At 61.2% G+C, this 15,786-nt stretch carries 15 protein-coding genes, 1 tRNA gene and 2 pseudogenes; 4 read left to right on the top strand and 14 right to left on the bottom strand.

Translation table 11 applies throughout. The features are described 5' to 3' along the window. Window positions 1-50 precede the first annotated feature (50 nt). The 9 genes from YUO_RS0103590 to YUO_RS39645 all read right to left on the bottom strand — a co-directional run bounded on the left by YUO_RS0103590 (window position 51) and on the right by YUO_RS39645 (window position 7,691). Window positions 51-2,102, bottom strand: a complete 2,052-nt coding sequence (locus YUO_RS0103590) for a hypothetical protein (RefSeq protein WP_028346062.1) — start codon at window positions 2,100-2,102, stop codon at window positions 51-53. Then, window positions 2,102-2,935: an efflux RND transporter periplasmic adaptor subunit gene (locus YUO_RS0103585; protein ID WP_028346061.1), complete on the bottom strand. Its 834-nt coding sequence runs from the start codon at window positions 2,933-2,935 to the stop codon at window positions 2,102-2,104. The genes YUO_RS0103590 and YUO_RS0103585 overlap by 1 nt, the downstream gene beginning before the upstream one ends. A 3-nt stretch (window positions 2,936-2,938) precedes the next feature. Further along, entirely contained in the window at window positions 2,939-3,187 is a 249-nt protein-coding gene (locus YUO_RS45910) for a hypothetical protein (RefSeq protein WP_156908458.1), read from the bottom strand. A gap of 338 nt (window positions 3,188-3,525) precedes the next feature. Further along, entirely contained in the window at window positions 3,526-3,930 is a 405-nt protein-coding gene (locus YUO_RS0103580; protein ID WP_028346060.1) for a hypothetical protein, read from the bottom strand. Beyond that, complete coding sequence (locus YUO_RS0103575) at window positions 3,927-4,226, bottom strand: hypothetical protein (RefSeq protein ID WP_156908457.1); 300 nt, start codon at window positions 4,224-4,226, stop codon at window positions 3,927-3,929. Before YUO_RS0103575 ends, YUO_RS0103580 begins: the two co-directional genes overlap by 4 nt. Further along, window positions 4,216-4,608, bottom strand: a complete 393-nt coding sequence (locus tag YUO_RS0103570; protein ID WP_156908456.1) for a hypothetical protein — start codon at window positions 4,606-4,608, stop codon at window positions 4,216-4,218. Before YUO_RS0103570 ends, YUO_RS0103575 begins: the two co-directional genes overlap by 11 nt. Window positions 4,609-5,106: 498 nt before the next feature. Then, window positions 5,107-5,859, bottom strand: a complete 753-nt coding sequence (locus YUO_RS43595) for a hypothetical protein (protein WP_156908455.1) — start codon at window positions 5,857-5,859, stop codon at window positions 5,107-5,109. A 405-nt stretch (window positions 5,860-6,264) separates the two neighbouring features. Then, the gene (locus tag YUO_RS43590; RefSeq protein WP_028346057.1) at window positions 6,265-7,494 is read right to left on the bottom strand and encodes a DUF3102 domain-containing protein; all 1,230 of its coding nucleotides are present in this window, start codon (window positions 7,492-7,494) and stop codon (window positions 6,265-6,267) included. Next, window positions 7,494-7,691, bottom strand: a complete 198-nt coding sequence (locus YUO_RS39645; RefSeq protein WP_035725819.1) for a hypothetical protein — start codon at window positions 7,689-7,691, stop codon at window positions 7,494-7,496. Before YUO_RS39645 ends, YUO_RS43590 begins: the two co-directional genes overlap by 1 nt. A 168-nt stretch (window positions 7,692-7,859) precedes the next feature. Here YUO_RS39645 and YUO_RS39640 point away from each other — a divergent pair, with 168 nt between their 5' ends. The 3 genes from YUO_RS39640 to YUO_RS0103535 all read left to right on the top strand — a co-directional run bounded on the left by YUO_RS39640 (window position 7,860) and on the right by YUO_RS0103535 (window position 9,482). Further along, entirely contained in the window at window positions 7,860-8,177 is a 318-nt protein-coding gene (locus tag YUO_RS39640) for an Arc family DNA-binding protein (protein WP_035725816.1), read from the top strand. Then, window positions 8,174-9,319 (top strand): tyrosine-type recombinase/integrase, encoded by a 1,146-nt coding sequence (locus YUO_RS0103540; protein WP_028346056.1) that lies wholly within the window; start codon window positions 8,174-8,176, stop codon window positions 9,317-9,319. The genes YUO_RS39640 and YUO_RS0103540 overlap by 4 nt, the downstream gene beginning before the upstream one ends. Window positions 9,320-9,392: 73 nt before the next feature. After that, window positions 9,393-9,482: transfer RNA gene (locus YUO_RS0103535), tRNA-Ser, on the top strand. Window positions 9,483-9,525: 43 nt separating this feature from the next. Here the strand turns inward: YUO_RS0103535 and YUO_RS48850 are convergent. After that, a pseudogene (locus YUO_RS48850) lies at window positions 9,526-9,732 on the bottom strand (IS481 family transposase); the annotation flags it as partial. Here YUO_RS48850 and YUO_RS45905 point away from each other — a divergent pair. Beyond that, window positions 9,726-9,887: pseudogene (locus YUO_RS45905) on the top strand (universal stress protein); the annotation flags it as partial. The pseudogenes YUO_RS48850 and YUO_RS45905 sit on opposite strands and share 7 nt — an antisense overlap. 66 nt (window positions 9,888-9,953) lie before the next feature. On the opposite strand, the gene YUO_RS0103520 reads toward YUO_RS45905, so the two are convergent. From YUO_RS0103520 to YUO_RS39635, 4 genes are all read right to left on the bottom strand, one after another. After that, on the bottom strand, window positions 9,954-12,647 hold the full coding sequence (locus tag YUO_RS0103520) for a bifunctional acetate--CoA ligase family protein/GNAT family N-acetyltransferase (protein ID WP_028346053.1): 2,694 nt from the start codon (window positions 12,645-12,647) through the stop codon (window positions 9,954-9,956). A gap of 99 nt (window positions 12,648-12,746) precedes the next feature. Next, window positions 12,747-13,115 carry a hypothetical protein gene (locus YUO_RS0103515; protein WP_028346052.1) on the bottom strand — a complete coding sequence of 123 codons (369 nt, stop codon included), beginning with the start codon at window positions 13,113-13,115 and terminating at the stop codon, window positions 12,747-12,749. A gap of 212 nt (window positions 13,116-13,327) precedes the next feature. Further along, window positions 13,328-14,218: a CHAD domain-containing protein gene (locus YUO_RS0103510; RefSeq protein ID WP_035725813.1), complete on the bottom strand. Its 891-nt coding sequence runs from the start codon at window positions 14,216-14,218 to the stop codon at window positions 13,328-13,330. A gap of 2 nt (window positions 14,219-14,220) precedes the next feature. Continuing rightward, complete coding sequence (locus tag YUO_RS39635) at window positions 14,221-15,786, bottom strand: bifunctional aminoglycoside phosphotransferase/ATP-binding protein (RefSeq protein WP_051379200.1); 1,566 nt, start codon at window positions 15,784-15,786, stop codon at window positions 14,221-14,223.

The following is a 15,786-nucleotide window of genomic DNA, read 5'->3' as shown; positions in this document are numbered from 1 at the left end:
AGAGGTCCTCTAAAATCGGAACAAAGGTGACGTATGCGTCGAGCGGCTCACTACGGGGCCGTGGGTTGTGCCGGTGTGGCCGGTGCCGCCGCGTCGGGGCTGCTCTTGCCGGTCGAGCCCACGCCGTTGCTTGTGAGCTGACCAGCCAACGAAATGGCCCTCTGCGCGTCGTAGTAGGCCTTGATCAGTTCTGGCGCTTCGATCTTGATCGAGAGCGCTGCCTCGCCATGCACATCGCCCTGCACGGAAACCGTCTTGTCGTCATTGCCGTTTATGCCTGTTCCGTAGGTCATGGTCTTGCTGAGGCTTGGCACTGCAAAGGGTGACGCGCTCTGGATATCTGCTTCTCGGCGAAGTCGCGCGGCGCTCGCAGCCGAGGCACCTTCGCGACCGAGTCCCTCCCAGAACTCCTTGCTGCGAAACTGACGGCGCTGATAGTCGCTGCCCATCGGGTCTTCGCCCGGTGAATAGGTCGGGGCCTTTGGACCGCCCAGCCACTCGGGGACGACCGAAGGAAAGTTCTTGGCATTCGCTCGGTCCCATTCCACAAGTTTGCCAATTGCGCCGCCGATCATTCTGATTTCGCGCATGTCGGTGTCGAAAGTCTTTTTCGCTCGATCAGCTAGATCGCGCACCAACCCATCCTTGGTCGACTCGTTGAGTTGCTGGAGCAGCCCCATCGCGCTGTTCAAGCCAGCGATCGATGCATCTGCCAGCTTCGCGCTCGATGCCAAGTTCGTCAGTTGCGTGCTTGCCGCCTCCAGCGCGACGCCGACGTCTCTGGTGTGCAGGCTCTCGGCTCCGGCGATGCCTGTCGCCCTCTCCTGCTGCTCGCGGCGCCTGATCCGCTGCGCCTGGCCGCTTACCATATTGCCGGCAACGTCGGCGGCCGTCCGGTTTGAGAAAAACTTGGAATTGAATGCGGCGACCTCGGCCGGATCTTCAGTGTTGACCTTCGCCTTCTTCATCGCTGGGATGAAGTGTTCGTCGAACCACTTGTCGACATCGCGCGCAAAAAGACTTTGCCCCACGAGGCCGCTGTCATTGCGCAGACCGACTGCTCTCTGAAACTCTGTCGCTGCTTCCTTCTGCCGGCCACCGATCAGAGCCGAGTGCATCGACGCCAGGCCGGTGCCAGCCTGCGGATACCCCATGTCGACACCAAGCTGCGGTAGGACCGAGGTGATGAACCGGTCGCTCTGACCTCGAAGCATGTCTCGGCCATACCTCAACGAGGTGCGGAGATCTTCGGCCTTTAAATCAGGCCCACCTTCGACTTGAGACGATCGAACCAATGCATCGAGCAGACTGGATGCGCGTTCGGGGTCCGTGATCTGGCGAGCATCGAGGATCTGCAGCGCCTTCCTCGTTTGTTCGTCGATCCGGTCGCTGCCCCACAACACCTTGCCGCTGGTCATGAATTTTCCGATCGTCGACATCATTTTCAGACCAGCTTCAGAACTTCCGAGCTGCATCGTTGCCTCGCGGCCGGCGGACCTGAACTCGGTCTGACTGATGCTCGGGTAAAGCTGCGACTGTCGCTCAGCCTCGGCCGCAATGGCATCAGACTGCGCCTGGGTAAGGCCCGATTGCCGTTGCTTTGTCGTCTCTCGGCTCGCTTCCTGCGTCTTATCGAATGTAAATCGAGCGGCGCGGCTGGCCGCATAAGCCGAACTTCCGATGCCGCCTGCAACCATGCCCCAGCGCAGGGCAGCCGCGCCCGCGTGGGCGAAGAACTTGCGGTGTGCCTTGTCGGTGTCGTCGACACTGGCCTTGATCTCTCGCCAATGGCTGACGGTCTTGTTCTTCCAATCATCGAGCGCGCGGAAGTACATCGACGGCCGACGGCCAACCGGGTCCGCCAGCAATTGCGATTGCAGCGCCGCCTGTGCCTTGCGGACGGACTGTAGTTCACGCTCGGTGAGTTTAAGTCGGCGCAACTCCTCATCGAGGCCGCCGGTGAATTTTAATGGCCGGATGCCCTCAAGCGCGCGAGCATTTTTCTCGACACCGCGGAATTTCGCGGCGATTTTGTCTAGCGTGCTGCCGGTGGAATCTTTTGCCGAAATGACAGCACGGGCTTCGATTGTCTTCGCGGACATCAGGCGGCGGCCTCTTTTTCGATCGAGGGCACCGGCTTCAGCTCGACCTCGACGGATCGCTCGCGCGGCTCCCCGACTCGTGCACCTCTCGCAAGCTCATCAAGAACGGCAGCGGGATAATTGCATCGCGCACCATCAAACGCCCAGCCAGGTCCGTCAGGACGAGGCAACCTCATCTGCCACAGCGGCTCCGGCCGCTGGGCGGGCTCGGCGGGAAAGTACTCGGTCTGTACGAACAGCGAGCGCTGACAATTTACGGTGTAAGGACCCTCGCCGATTTGACCGAAGCCGTTCCCGCGGTCGACGACACTGTCCTGATCGCCGATCAAGCCGCCGCCTCTCGCATTAACCCACAGCCACGTCCGCGTCGTTTTCAGTTCCTGACGTTCCAGGCCGCGGCACCCACGGGCAATGAAATCCGCCGGAATAAGCGGCTCCATGTCATCCGGCAACGACTCATTAATCCTCGCATCCTCCGCAGCCGCATCGGCAACATCCCGCACGAGCGCAAGCAGGATCGAGTTTGCCCTCTTGATGTCAGTCCGGATGCGTTGCGCCAACTTTTCATTCGCTACCTTGCGATCGGCATGGCGCCTGCGCAGCGCGTCCTCGGCAGCCTTGACCTCAGCGGTTGCTGCTTCCGCTTCGAGAACCTCGATCAGCGCGACGAGTCTCTCCCGTTCCGACGTCGCGGCGGCATACTTGGTGCGCCACTCGTTGAACAATGTCTGGTCACGGGCTGCTTCGCTCTTGGCAACCTCGAGCACGGCGAGTTCGGTCTCGATGGCCGCGAGAGCGGCGCGGGCCTGTTCAACGGCGGTTCGGCTGGTCATTTTTCATCCCTTCAGAATTGAGGCGCCGCCGCGACTGTCTGAGGATCGCGACGGCGCAGACGTCCGGCTGTTCGTTGAGACCGTGCCGGACGGCGACAGAGTTCGGTTGATGTCGGTAATGACTTCGTTCCACGAGGCAGCGATCGCCTGCTTGGCAGCTTCTTTTGCTCGCCGCTGCTCAATCGCGGAGTAAGCCGCCCGCTCGGCCGCCGCCAACAACTCACTGTCAGTTTTTGCCGGAGCGTTCGGCATGGTTGTGTTCGTCCTATCTGCATGGACCAGAAAGCTGCTGAGGCCGGGTGCGGAGGTGCCGAAGCCCGGTACGTGCGTGCCTCTCGACGGCCTCGACCTCTCGCGCCGGAATTCGATGCAGGCCGGGCACCGACTGGGCGGCAAATTCATATCGTGCACGAGATTCCGCAGCTCGATACAGCGCGGGCATCGGTCCGTCCCTAGGGAATAATCGTGCTCGTGCAATTTGCTTTCTCCTGGTGCGATGGCGCCCACGGGATGCTTTCCGGTCCCGTGGCGCCATCGTGCTGGGGCCGTTACATCCGCGGCCTCAACCACCTGAAGTCTATTTGCGCTGTCTACGCGCTATTCGCCACCGACGATTCGGACGATTCGTACTTTTGGGTCGTATTGAAGGTGGCCTGTCTCAACTCAACCAGAGTCGCATAGTCATCGAATTTTGCATGATCCACATGCCAGCCTCCGGGCAGTTTCAGCGCCCAATCATGATTGCTGCAAATCCGGCGCACGAGCCAATCGTCAAAGGGAAAACCGCGATCCGCAAAGGCCCGGACAGCAGGCTTCCACCTCGGTTGAGCCGCGTTGGCGACGGGCCTTGAACTTGGAGGAGCGGCGGGCGCCGGCCGCGGTTTGGCAACTGCCTTTGCGACCGTGAGCGCTGGCAGCGGCGTCTTGGAGCTCTGACGCGCGCGCAAGGACTCGAGCGCTTTTTCCAATTGTACGATGATTTCGGCGTCGGTCACGGCTTCGCCCTCGGTCGCAGGACGTCGGCAGCGATGGTTGCCGCAGTCAGGTCGGAGCCGACGTCGATCTCCATTAGCCGTAGCGACATGGCCTTCAGGTGCTCATCCTCGGCGTGCAGGATTGCTTGATGGTTCGCTGGGTCGGCGTGACGCAACCAGAATGTCGTGACTTTCCTGATAAGGAGGCCAGCGCGCGCAACATCCTCGATTGTAGCGTCGTCCGCGAGAGCGCGTTCGATAGCGACGTCGCGAGGGGCGCTGATGATTGCCAAGGCCTCAGAGAGTTTAATCTTCATCTTCATCCTCCGCATCGTCGTCGCCGATAGGCCGCCCGGCTTTGGCGTCGTCAGTCACCGCGTCGAGCGACGCCTTGAATCTCAAGATGGCCGCGGAGAGGTTCGTCTGGATGATCTCTCGCAATCCAAGGTCACGCGTACTTGCCGCCGCGACGCCAGCCAGCTCGCCGCAAAACTTTGAGGCGATCATGCCGACCGCGTAATTTACGTCTTCGAGCGAAATCAGCTCGCGCCGCTCTTTCGCGACCCTCAGCTCAATCTCCTTTGCCCTCGCCTCACGAACGCGTTTCATGGCTTCATCTGGCGTCCGCTTGATGAAAGTCACGTAAGCCGGCGTTGCCGCAAACTCGTCGATCCGGCCGCTCGGCAGCACCGGGATCACGCCGGATTTTGCGAGTTGGGAAACCCGCTGTTGCGTGCAGCCGACGAGCCGGCCGAATTCTGATTGAGCCAAGCCCTTGCGGGACCTGGGCGTCTTCTTTTTGGCCTTCGGAACGGCCTTACGTTTGGTCATGGCTTCGTGAACCTCACAAACAAGTCGATTTTGGAAATCTCAACACACAGCGATTCATCGGGCGCGCTCGCGGCGCATGGCGTGATTCCGCTATACCGGTCCCTATGAAATTTTCCGCGGATGGCCCCCTTCCCGCCCCAGCCGTGGCCGCTGATGCGCTCGTTGCAAGCAGTGTCGAGAAGGACCGGCCGGCGATCGAGCGCGTATCAGCAGGCAGATCACGAGCGCGATTGTCGTTGATCAGGCGGCCACCGGTGCGCCACCGCCCGATGCGAAGTCCTTCAGCCAGCGAACAGCATTGCGTGCCATGGGGCTGCGTGAAGAGGCTGAGCGGTGACGCAGTAGGGTGAGTGAGCAGCGCAGTCGTCATGCGCACTCTCCGACAATACGACCGTCGAGGCGCTCACCGCTTGTCATCTCACTCAGCCTGGGAGGTGCTTCTGGCTTGGTTTCCTTACTTACTTCCTTCGCGGGAATCTTCTGGCCCTCCACCTTGCTCAGGCCGGCGAGGGCGTAGGCCGTAGGCCGTAGCTTAGGCCGTAAGGCCGGCGCGACTTCGCGCCCCTCGCAAGCTGCGGGGGTCGTGCCAAGTGGCACAACATCGTCGCTTGCCGATATATAAGAAGGGTGAGGCGACGAACTTGTGCCACCGTTAGCCATCCTCCGGTAATAGGTCCGCCGACTGACTCCCATCTGTTCCCAAGGCTTGGTCCTAGAAAGACTTTCGGCCCGCGGCGTCGCGCCCTTTGCCCTGCGGTTCTCTGCCGCGCGCAGCCGATCGCGCTCCCGTTTTCGGTCCCGGTTGAGCCTTTTCCGCGCCCTCCGATCGACATCAAAACTGCCGATGGTTGTGATCTGAAGCCGTTGGCGCTCGGCGTAGCTGAGGCGCAGGGCCACACCGAGGACATCGTCGCGATCAAAATATGGCTCGTTGAGCGCCTGCTGGACGATATCGCCGATCTGGTCCGCCGAGAGGTGCGGCGCCCACCTCTCGCACCAGTAGCCGAATGGGGCGATGACCTTGTCGGCCGTCGCGGGTTTGCCCTTGTCGGCCAGGATCTTGCGGACGCATCTCGCGACCGGAAGCAGATAGGTCTCGCTGTCGTCGGTGTCTGGCACCTTTCCGTGCCGATCGCGGATGAGGAGCTCGATCTGGCGCAGGCGATGCCCGCCTCGGCTGTATGTGTGATATCGGCGCTTAGCTTGAGCCGGCCTGACTGGCTTAGCGTGCGCGCTGTCAACGCTATCGTGCTGGGAGCGCTTGAATCTCGAGTTGGCTGATGGCATATGTTTTATACTTGAAACTGTTGATTGGCATGGATCCCCTCCAGGATTTGGCCTAATTGCTACCGACGCCCTCGGATGCTCGCCGAGGGCGTTGTCGTTTGTTGGGGTTATGCCGAGTCCTCAATCTCGATCTCGGCAATGCTGTCCGCCCAGCACCGGAAACGATCCGCAATTTCGGCGGCCGAGAAGTCCTTCCGCTCTAGGCGACCGAGCATGAGCATGATCACTTTATCGATCTCAACGTCGCGGGCACCCTGCCAGCGAATTGCCTCGGCCTCTTCGGCCCGCGCGTCGAACTTGTCCCGCAGGTCTATGACCGTCATTGCTCGATCTTCCTGTATCTGGTGTTTCGTCGCAGCCAAGTGTCCCGAGCGATGGCGTGGGACGCCATGAATGCGACGGCTTCGGCGGATCCCCGGGTTTCGAACGGCCCAAGCGGTTCAGCAAGGCTGATCTCGAAAAGTCCATCATCTCGCTGGAAAGCTTGGCGGCATGCGGAGCTATCCATTTTGGGGCAGCTCTATCTAGCGCCACCGCGAAACGGTCGAGCCATGCAGAGATGACGGCAATGTCGGCTGTGATGTCCAATTGCTCCGAAGGCAAGACGCTGGAGGCAACTGTGGCCGCCGAGTTGGCGCGGCAGAACTCGGCAAAGCGATTGACGGTACCGATCAGATGCGTCGCCTGCTTAAAGCTTTCTTCTGGGACGCCGTGCACCACCCTCTTGCCCATCTCGGCGAGGCCGGGGCGCGCGCCCAATGAGCCGATGAGATTCGAGACCGTGTCGAGGCATTCCCAAACCGCCCTCATATTGGCGTACTGATCGTCACCCCGCTCATTGCGCCCGGCGATCGCAAGTGCGACATTGTCCGGAGTCGCCCACTCGACCAGGGCCCGTGCAACACCGTAAACGTGCATCCACGCTGCGGAGGCCGCCGACGGCGGTTGATAGTTCGGGTTCTTGTTGGATGAGCCAGTGCGGCCCCGGAGACCGCGTGTCGCGGCGTCTGTTACCACCGCGCGCAGCTCCGCCTTCGCCGCCGCGATCTCACCGACCTTGGCGACCTGGGAATCGGCAACCGTTGCCGATTTGCCAATGGACGCCGCCTTCTTCAGTGCCTTCACGTCGGCGACAGTGACGGCCTCGCCCGATGCCACCTTCTCTGTGACGGCGGCGCGAACTTCCTCAGGGGTCGAGGGGGCGGCGAGCGCGTAGAGGACGGAGGGTTGAAATTCCGCAACGGGCGGAATTTGTAGTTTTGCCACAAGCATAAAGCGTTGAGTAGTGTCGCTGCTCATTCTGAACTCAGCATCGATCCACGACAGGAACTCTCCGTGGGCCAATCGGCCCTTCACTTCGATCAGGTCGCGCCCAATCTCGACGATGTCCTCAGCAGTGCGGGACATTCGCTGCCGTATGCGGATCGCAGCATCACGCAGAAAGCCTGCGTCGACTAGCTCGCTCATCAGGCCGTCTCCAGCCCGAGCTGGCGGCGCAGTCCCGCTGTCGGCACCTTCAGCAGTCGGCCGATCTTGATCGTCGGGAAATCGCCGCGGCGCGCGGCGTCATAGCTTCCATTACGGCTCAGCCCGAAACAGATGCGGCCAACATCGGGTATCGACGCGGTGGGCTTCGATAGGAGCTGTCTCAATTCCTCGTTCACGGATCAGACTTTCTGGCCGAAAACTGGGCCTGTTAGAGCTAGGGAACAGTTCTGTACCTAGCATTAGCTAGGGTACAATTTTGTCCCAGCAAGGGCAATTTCCTGTACCTAGATGTTTTTTTGTGTGCTATGGGGATAGAGCCGAGCGGAACAAGGGGGATTTAAGAGATGGCACGGAAGACCAAGACCAAGGACACGCACACGCCGCATCTCCGGCTCAGAGTTGAGCCGTCGCTGTTGGCGCGGCTGGAAAAGTCAGCAGAAAAAAACGGGCGAACGCTCACAGGCGAGATCGTTGATCGCCTCGAAGCATCGTTTAAACGCGACGACATGCAGTCCTATGTGGATGCCACTGCACAGAGGTTCGAGGTGAAGTGGCTTGAAGCGCATGCGGAGATTGCCCGCCTGACGGAACTTGCGAAGATCCTGCGTGATCGCCTCGAACCGGTGGTCGCCCGACGGGCTAAGAAGGGCGACGAACAATGAGGGGCCATATCCAGCAGCGCGGCAAGAATTCGTTTCGGCTCAAATTCGATGCCGGCCGTGACGAAAAGACGGGCGAGCGCCGCACTCAATTCGTCACTTTCCGCGGCACCAAACGTCAGGCGCAGATCAAACTGGCCGAACTGATCACAGCGGTTGACCAATCCAAATACGTCGAACCGAACAAAATAACTGTAGGCGAATTCGTGCGTGTCCGCGTCGACCACTGGGAAGCCGCCGGAGACATTAGCGCCAGGACGGCCGCCCGTTATCGAGAACTGGTGGAAAATCAGATCGTGCCGCACATTGGCGCCAAGTTGCTCCAGAAACTGCGAACGCTCGATATAGAGGAATGGCATACGACGCTGCGGACCAGCGGCAGGGCAAACGGCAAAGGCGGACTTTCGCCACGGACGATCGGCCATGCCCACCGCGTGCTCGGGAAAGCGCTGCGCGACGCCGCAAAGAACGAAATGGTTGTTAAGAACGTCGTCGCCTCTCAATCCGCGCCGAAGGTCGACGACGACGAAATGGTGATCGTCAAGGATGTTCCGGGGTTTATCGAGTTGGTGCGCGGCCACCGTCTTTTTGTCCCGGCAATGATTTCCCTGTTCACCGGCATGCGACTTGGCGAAGTGCTCGCGCTCCGCTGGGGCCGCGTCGACTTTGACCGGAAGGTGATTCAGGTCCGCGAGGCGCTGGAGGAAACCAAGGCGCACTGCGTTCGATTCAAGGCGCCCAAAACCAAGGCCGGCCGGCGGGATATCACCCTGCCCGATCTTCTGGTCGAAACGCTGCGCGAGTTCCGGAAAGAGCAGTTGGAATTCCGGGTTAAGCTCGGTGCCGGCAAGCTTAGGGACGACGCCCTGCTATTCGCGGGCCTTGACGGTGGCCTGCCCTCTCAAAAGCGATACAGCAAGGCTTGGAGCGACTTTGCGGATCAGATCAGGATGCCTGATCTGGCATTCCACAACCTACGCCACACCCACGCGAGCCAGTTGATTGATGCCGGCGTGGATATCGTCACAATTTCCAAGCGCCTCGGGCATGCAAAGCCAGATATTACCTTGCGCATCTATGCCCATCTGTTCCAAAAGGACGACGGCAAGGCGGCAGCGGCGATCAACGCGGCGCTGAGTCGCTAGGGTGCCAATCGGGTGCCAGTTTCGCGGTTTGTTCTGTTCGGAACATCCGATAAGCACTTGATATTATTGAGCTGGAAGGGTGGCCGAGTGGTTTAAGGCACCGGTCTTGAAAACCGGCGTGCCTGCAAGGGTACCGTGGGTTCGAATCCCACCCCTTCCGCCAGTTACATTATGTCCAGCCCGGAGACATGTGTAACGGAACGTACCTAAGACATGAGTGACAACCTCGTGCCGAACGGATTGTCGAGGGGCTGCAAGGTTTTCTGCTCCAGGTCGAAGTATCCAAGATCATAGTGCATGAAGCTGGCGAGCCAAATGCCCTCGTCGACCTCCCTGATGCCCAGTCTCTGACCTGCCAGCACGGTGGGAGATGTTGATCCTTTTCGGTGCAAGCAGAAGCGGCCGCAGGCGGTTCGGCGAGGTGCTCGAAGCCCATACAGCATCACATCGGGTCGACGTTCTCGTGATGGGTGCCTATGGACATTCGCGATGGCGCGAATTCATCCTCGGCGGCGCCACCAAGAGCCGGCTGTCGAAGCCGCCGCTCCCGATCCTGTTTTCGCACTGACGGACAACCGCAGTGGTCGATCCCGCACACGGCAGCGTAAAGGCGCATGCCGTGCGCTGACGACAACTAAAGCCTCAGCCTGACGTTGCAGATATCGTGCTCCCGCGGGTCCGACTTCACCTCGAAGCCGAGGCTGCGGCACATCGCCAGCATCACCGTGTTTTCCGTCAGCACGTCGCCGGAAATCGCCTTCAATCCTTCGGACTTTGCATACTCGATGATCATCTGCATCAGGGTCCACCCGAGCCCCCTGCCCTTGAGATCGGATCGGAGCAGGATCGCGTATTCGCCGCTCTCATAGATCGAGTCCGAATGGATCCTGACCACCCCGACCAGTTCGTTGGTCTCCTCGTCGAAGGCGACGAAGGCCATCGCCCGGGCGTAATCGAGCTGGGTCAGGCGGGCGATGAATTCATGGGAAAATTCCTTCATCGGTGCAAAGAACCGGAGCCGCAGATCCTGCATCGTAACGTGTTTCAGCATCTCGTGGATCGCCGGCTCATCCTCGGGACGGATCGGACGAACGAACACGCGCCAGCCGTCCTTGACCTCGATGTGACGCTGCCATTGCGAGGGATAAGGCCGCACGGCGAAGTTCGCCGGGCCCGAACCACGAAACTTTCGTTCCACGCGCCCGATCACAACCCGCGCATCAACCGCCAGCACGCCCGCCTCATCCGCCAACAGCGGATTGATGTCGAGCCCACGGATATCGAGTATGTCGGCGGCCATCTGCGCCAGCTTGACCAGAACCATTGCGACTGCGTCCTGCTTCACCGCCGGCACGTCGCGATAGGCGCGCAACAGCCGCGAGACACGGGTACGTTCGATCAGGCTGCGCGCCAGTTGCAGGTCGAGTGGCGGCAGCGCCAGCGCCTTGTCATTGATGATCTCGACTGCCGTTCCGCCACGGCCGAACACGACGACAGTACCAAAGGTCGGATCGTCGGCGAGGCCGAGAATAAGCTCGCGCGCCTTTGCCCGCACCACCATCGCCTGCACCATCACGCCCGATATGCGCGCCTCAGGCCGCAGCGATCTTGCCCGCGCGAGAATCTCGCTGGTCGCCTTGCGCACCGCATCGGCGCTGGTGAGATTGAGCACCACGCCGCCGACATCGGATTTGTGGACGATGTCGCGCGACATGATCTTCAGCACGACGGTCGCCCCCTGCGCAAAGATCGCATTCGCATGCGTGACCGCCTCTTCGGCATCGGCGGCGGCAAAGGTAGGCACGGCCGCGATATCGTAAGCGTCAAGGAGCCGCTTGACCTCGATCGGATCGAGCCATGAACGGCCATCGGCCAGCGCCGCAGCAACGATCTGCCGCGCTGCATTGATATCGGGAGCGAATTCGCTCGGCATCGCGGGCGGAACCTGCGCCAGCGCCTCCACCACCTCGCGATGGTGGACCAGATGCATGAAGCCGCGCACGGCGTCGTCTCCGGTCGGATGGTTCGGAATGCCGGCCGCGCTCAAGAGATCGCCGATCGATGGCTCCGCGCCGACCCAGACCGCGAGAACGGGCTTCGGCGCCATGCGCTGCCCGGCACGATATTTCTGCACCACGCCGGTCACGGCCACGGCGATTTCGTCGGCGCGCGCAATCGCCGTCTGCACGTTCATCACCAGCACGGCGTCGTTTTCGGGATCGGCCAGCAACGCTTCGAGCGCTGCGGCATAGCGCGCGGGATCGGCATCGCCGACGATATCGACCGGGTTCGATTTCGACCATGTCGGCGGCAAAACAGCGTCCAGCTTCTCGCGGATCGCCGACGAGAGAGCCGCAGGAATACCGCCGAGTTCGACCAGCCGATCAACCGCCAGCACGCCGATGCCGCCGCCATTGGTCAGAATCGCAAGCCGCTTTCCAGGAGGCGATTTGACCCGCCCGAGCGTCTCGGCGCAGTCGAACAATTCGCGTAGATCCGATACGCGCAGGATGCCGGCGCGTTGAAACGCAGCGTCGTAGACGGCATCAGCGCCGGCGAGCGCTCCGGTATGGGTTGCAGCGGCCCGCGCGCCTTGCGCCATGCGGCCTGACTTGACGACCACAACCGGTTTTATTCTGGCGGCGGCCCGCGCCGCCGACATGAACTTGCGGGCATCCTTGATCGCCTCGATGTACAGCAGGATGGCGTGGGTCTTTTCATCCAGCGCGAAATAATCGAGCAGATCGGCGATATCGACATCGAGCTGGTCACCGATTGAAACAATGCCGGAAAATCCGACGGCCCGCTGTGCCGCCCAATCCACCATGCCGGCGGCAATGGCGCCAGACTGCGAGATGAGCGCCAAATGACCCGCGGCCGGCATATGTGCGGAAAAGCTCGCATTGAGACTGACGCCGGGCATCATGATGCCGAGGCAATTCGGACCGATCAGCCGCATGCCGTATTTTTGTGCGGCCCGCTCAGCCGCTTCCGCGAGCGACCCCGGACCGTGGCCGAGCCCAGCACTGACGATGACGGCGCCGGCCGCGCCGCGCCGACCCGCCTCATCTATCAGGCCGGCGATGGTGTGGGCTGGTGCAGTGAGGACAACGAGTTCCGGCGCAAAGGACAGTTTTGCGAGGCTGTCTGCGGCCGCGACGCCATCGATCTCGTGATAGCGCAGATTGACGAGGCCGAATTCGCCCTTGAATTGGGCCTTGCGAATATTGCTGAGAATGGCACGGCCTACCGAGCCGTGGCGCGGGCTGGCCCCCACCAGTGCGACGGAGTCCGGCGAAAGCAAATTTTTCAGACGATAGGTGGACATCGTTCTCCAGTACCGGCAGGTCGCGGCCTATGCGAAGAGGCAAGACGGTAACTTACCGCCGTCGGCAGGGGCGATTTTCAGGTGCATACCATTGGCCAATCAGCTCGAGGAGCGTCCGCTGATCAAGTTCGACGTGGCCGCGATCATCCGTTCGGCGTGCCTGAACAACCGTTCGGAGTCGCGGCGGAAGAAGTCGAGCTGATGCTGGCCGCATTCCTGGCACATCGTCCTGACGTCCCGTACCGAATGCGCGCTAGCCATCTTCGCGACGAACTCAGTGTACAGGTGCATCTCGGTCTGCGTTCGCTCCAGCATCTCGTCGCTGAGAAACACCAGTTCCTCGAACATTATCTTCTGCGCACCAAGCATGAACTCCAGCACGCCCTGGTTTAGCTTGGTGGCTTCCGCTTCTGCGTTTGCGGCTGCTGGAAAGGAACCGGAAGCAGCCCGTTCAGACAGCTCTGACATGACAATCTCCGATTTCTGAATTTCCACCGAAGCGATACTGACCGGCTTCGGACTGAACAGTTAGGTGCATCAAACTGGCGTTATTGCGACCGCAGTTACCGCGACTAGGAGATGAGACAAGGAACTCACGGAGACGAAAGGTCGCATCCCCGCCCGCCATGGATCAGCGCAACCAACTGCGCACGACAATGGGAGCACTGCGAACGATGACGTCAGCAGGCCCAGGCCTGTTTCAGTTCACGATAGGACGCGATGGCGGCGCCGAGCAGCACTTTCCTTCGATGGCGATAGCCCGGCGGCACCTTGCTCCGTTTACCGCTTTCGGCCTGCGGCGATTGGCTGGCAAGACCGGCGAAACGCCTGATATCGCGGAGGTCGCCCAATGCGCGCTGCATTCGCTTTGCTGGCCGGTGCAGGTGATGCAATTCGCCGCGTCTCTGCAGCGCGACGGTTTCCGTGAGCGCTTCCAGCATGTAGCGGAAGCGTTTGACCCTGATCCGCAGCCGGTGACGGCGCGATTCACCCAGCGCCTTCAGGTGGCGTCCCTTGCGGATCAACCGTTCGTGCCAACGGTTGAGTTCGCGAGCGCAATAGACTTGTAGAGCCTCCGTCTCATTCCGGTTGCACCGCGCCAGCCACTCTCCCTGTCTGGTCCAGTCAGCGATTGCCGAGATCAGGCGGCGCGTCCGAACGGTGCGCAGACAGCGAACCAGGCGGCGGTGATCCCGCGTCTGGCACTGACCCACCTGCTTGATGATGTGCTCAGCCCAACCGCGGTAACGCTTGCGGCGTGCATATTCGACGAGGACATCACTGTCGCGTGCGGCGCCGAGCGAACCATTCAGCCAGGCGATTTCCTTTTTTAGACGCAGCCATTCCGCATCGACCACGATCGGCGCGAAGAACGCCACAGCGGCGCGCAACCGTGTAATCGCAACGCGGATCTGATGCACCGCCTCGGCATCGCCGGCGCATGCGCTGCTGTGCTGGGCCTTGATCGAAGCGATGCAGTCGAGCGCGATCGTCTGGAATGCGGTTGCACAGTCGAGGCTCACCGCAGAGGTGTTGTGCAGGCGGGATGTACTGGTTGGGCGGCCGCGCATCGTCAAGGCTCGTCCGGCGCCAAAGGCAGGACCGCCCGGGCGTTGCGCAGCGACTGTTCCGGCGTCCCAGAGGCATCGATCATATGCCATTGTACCGCGCCGAGCGCGAAAGTCTCCTGCTTCAGGGCGACGCTTCGTGTCGCATCGGACGCATCATCCTTGCGCTGTTCGATCCGCGCCAGCCGCGTCGCGAGATCGGTCGTCAGAAATAGGCCGACGAACCGCGCATTGTGCGTGGCCGCGAGATTCTCGATTTCCTTTCGTTCCGCCTCCTGCAGATAGGCGGCATCGAGCACCACCGAACAGCCCTGGGCGAGCACACGCAGCGCAGCGCTCGAAAGCGCGTCATATACTCGCTCCGTCGTTGCGGGTCGATAGGCAGATTCCGGCAGAGGGGTAGTTTCGCTGATACCGAACAGGCGCTTGCGGACGACATCCGAGCGCACGATGAGCGCGCCGGGTGGCGGCTCGATCAGAGGCGCGAGTCCGCGAGCAAGCACCGACTTCCCCGTCCCCGACAGCCCGCCGATTGCCACCAGCAACGGCAGCGTGGGCGCAATGAGGCGTCTTGCCAGGTCGAAATAGCGCTTCGCCTCCTGCCACACTGCGTCGCTCTCTCCGGCATGTTCGCTTTTCACGAACAGCACGTGCGCGCGGATCGCTGCCCGCATCGACAAGAACAGTGGCAGCAGGCGTAGCCCATCGAAGTCTTCATCGGCGGCTGCCGTAGTATAGCGATTGAACGCTGCGTTTGCCGCTGCCGCCTGATTGAAGTGGATCAGATCCATCAGCGTAAACGCGAGATCGTAGAGAATGTCCGTCGTGGCAATGACGGGATCAAACTCGATGGCATCGAACAGCAGCGGCCGGCCGTCGACCAATGTAATATTCGCCAGATGCAGGTCGCCGTGGCAACGGCGCACGAACCCTTGCTCGGCGCGCTGTCTGAGCAGCGGCTGCAATGTCGTTGCAGAGGCGCGGCTGGCGGCATCGAGTTGATCGATCGCAACGGAATCAAGTCCGTGCACGGTTTCAAATTTTGCGGTATTGCGGCCGATGATGGGTAGAATGGAGGCAAGCCAGCTTTCGCCGTCGTGGCGCGCTGCCCTGTCGTGGGACCGCAAAACCGCATCGGCCACGGCCGTCGCAAGCGACGGATCGATCGTCTTCGCTGCGGCGATACGGTCGAGCGACTGCGTCTCGTCGAACCGTGTCATTTCGACCGCCCATTCGACCACGGTGCCCGAGCCGCCGATTTCGAGAACGCCATCGGAATTGCGCGTGATCGGAACAACGCCTCGATAGAGCTCGGGAGCGTTGCCGGCGTTGACCTTCAGTTCCTCCTCGCAGGCGCTCTTGCGCTTCTCCAATGTCGAATAATCGAGGAATGGTAACCGCACGGCACGCTTGATCTTCAATACCCGATCAGGTCCGAGAAAAACCATGGAGGCATGGGTATCGATCCGCTTGCCGCCCCCGGCTGCACCGAAACTGGAGCGATCGAGGAAATCGAGGACGTGCTGCTGATTGTCAGCATCGGCTGCGGCAGCATTTGGGGGTGGTCGCAT

This window comes from Bradyrhizobium murdochi (genome assembly GCF_000472965.1).
GTDB lineage: Bacteria > Pseudomonadota > Alphaproteobacteria > Rhizobiales > Xanthobacteraceae > Bradyrhizobium > Bradyrhizobium murdochi.
Note: the sequence above shows the minus strand (reverse complement) of the source record. Positions and strands in the feature narration are given on the sequence as shown.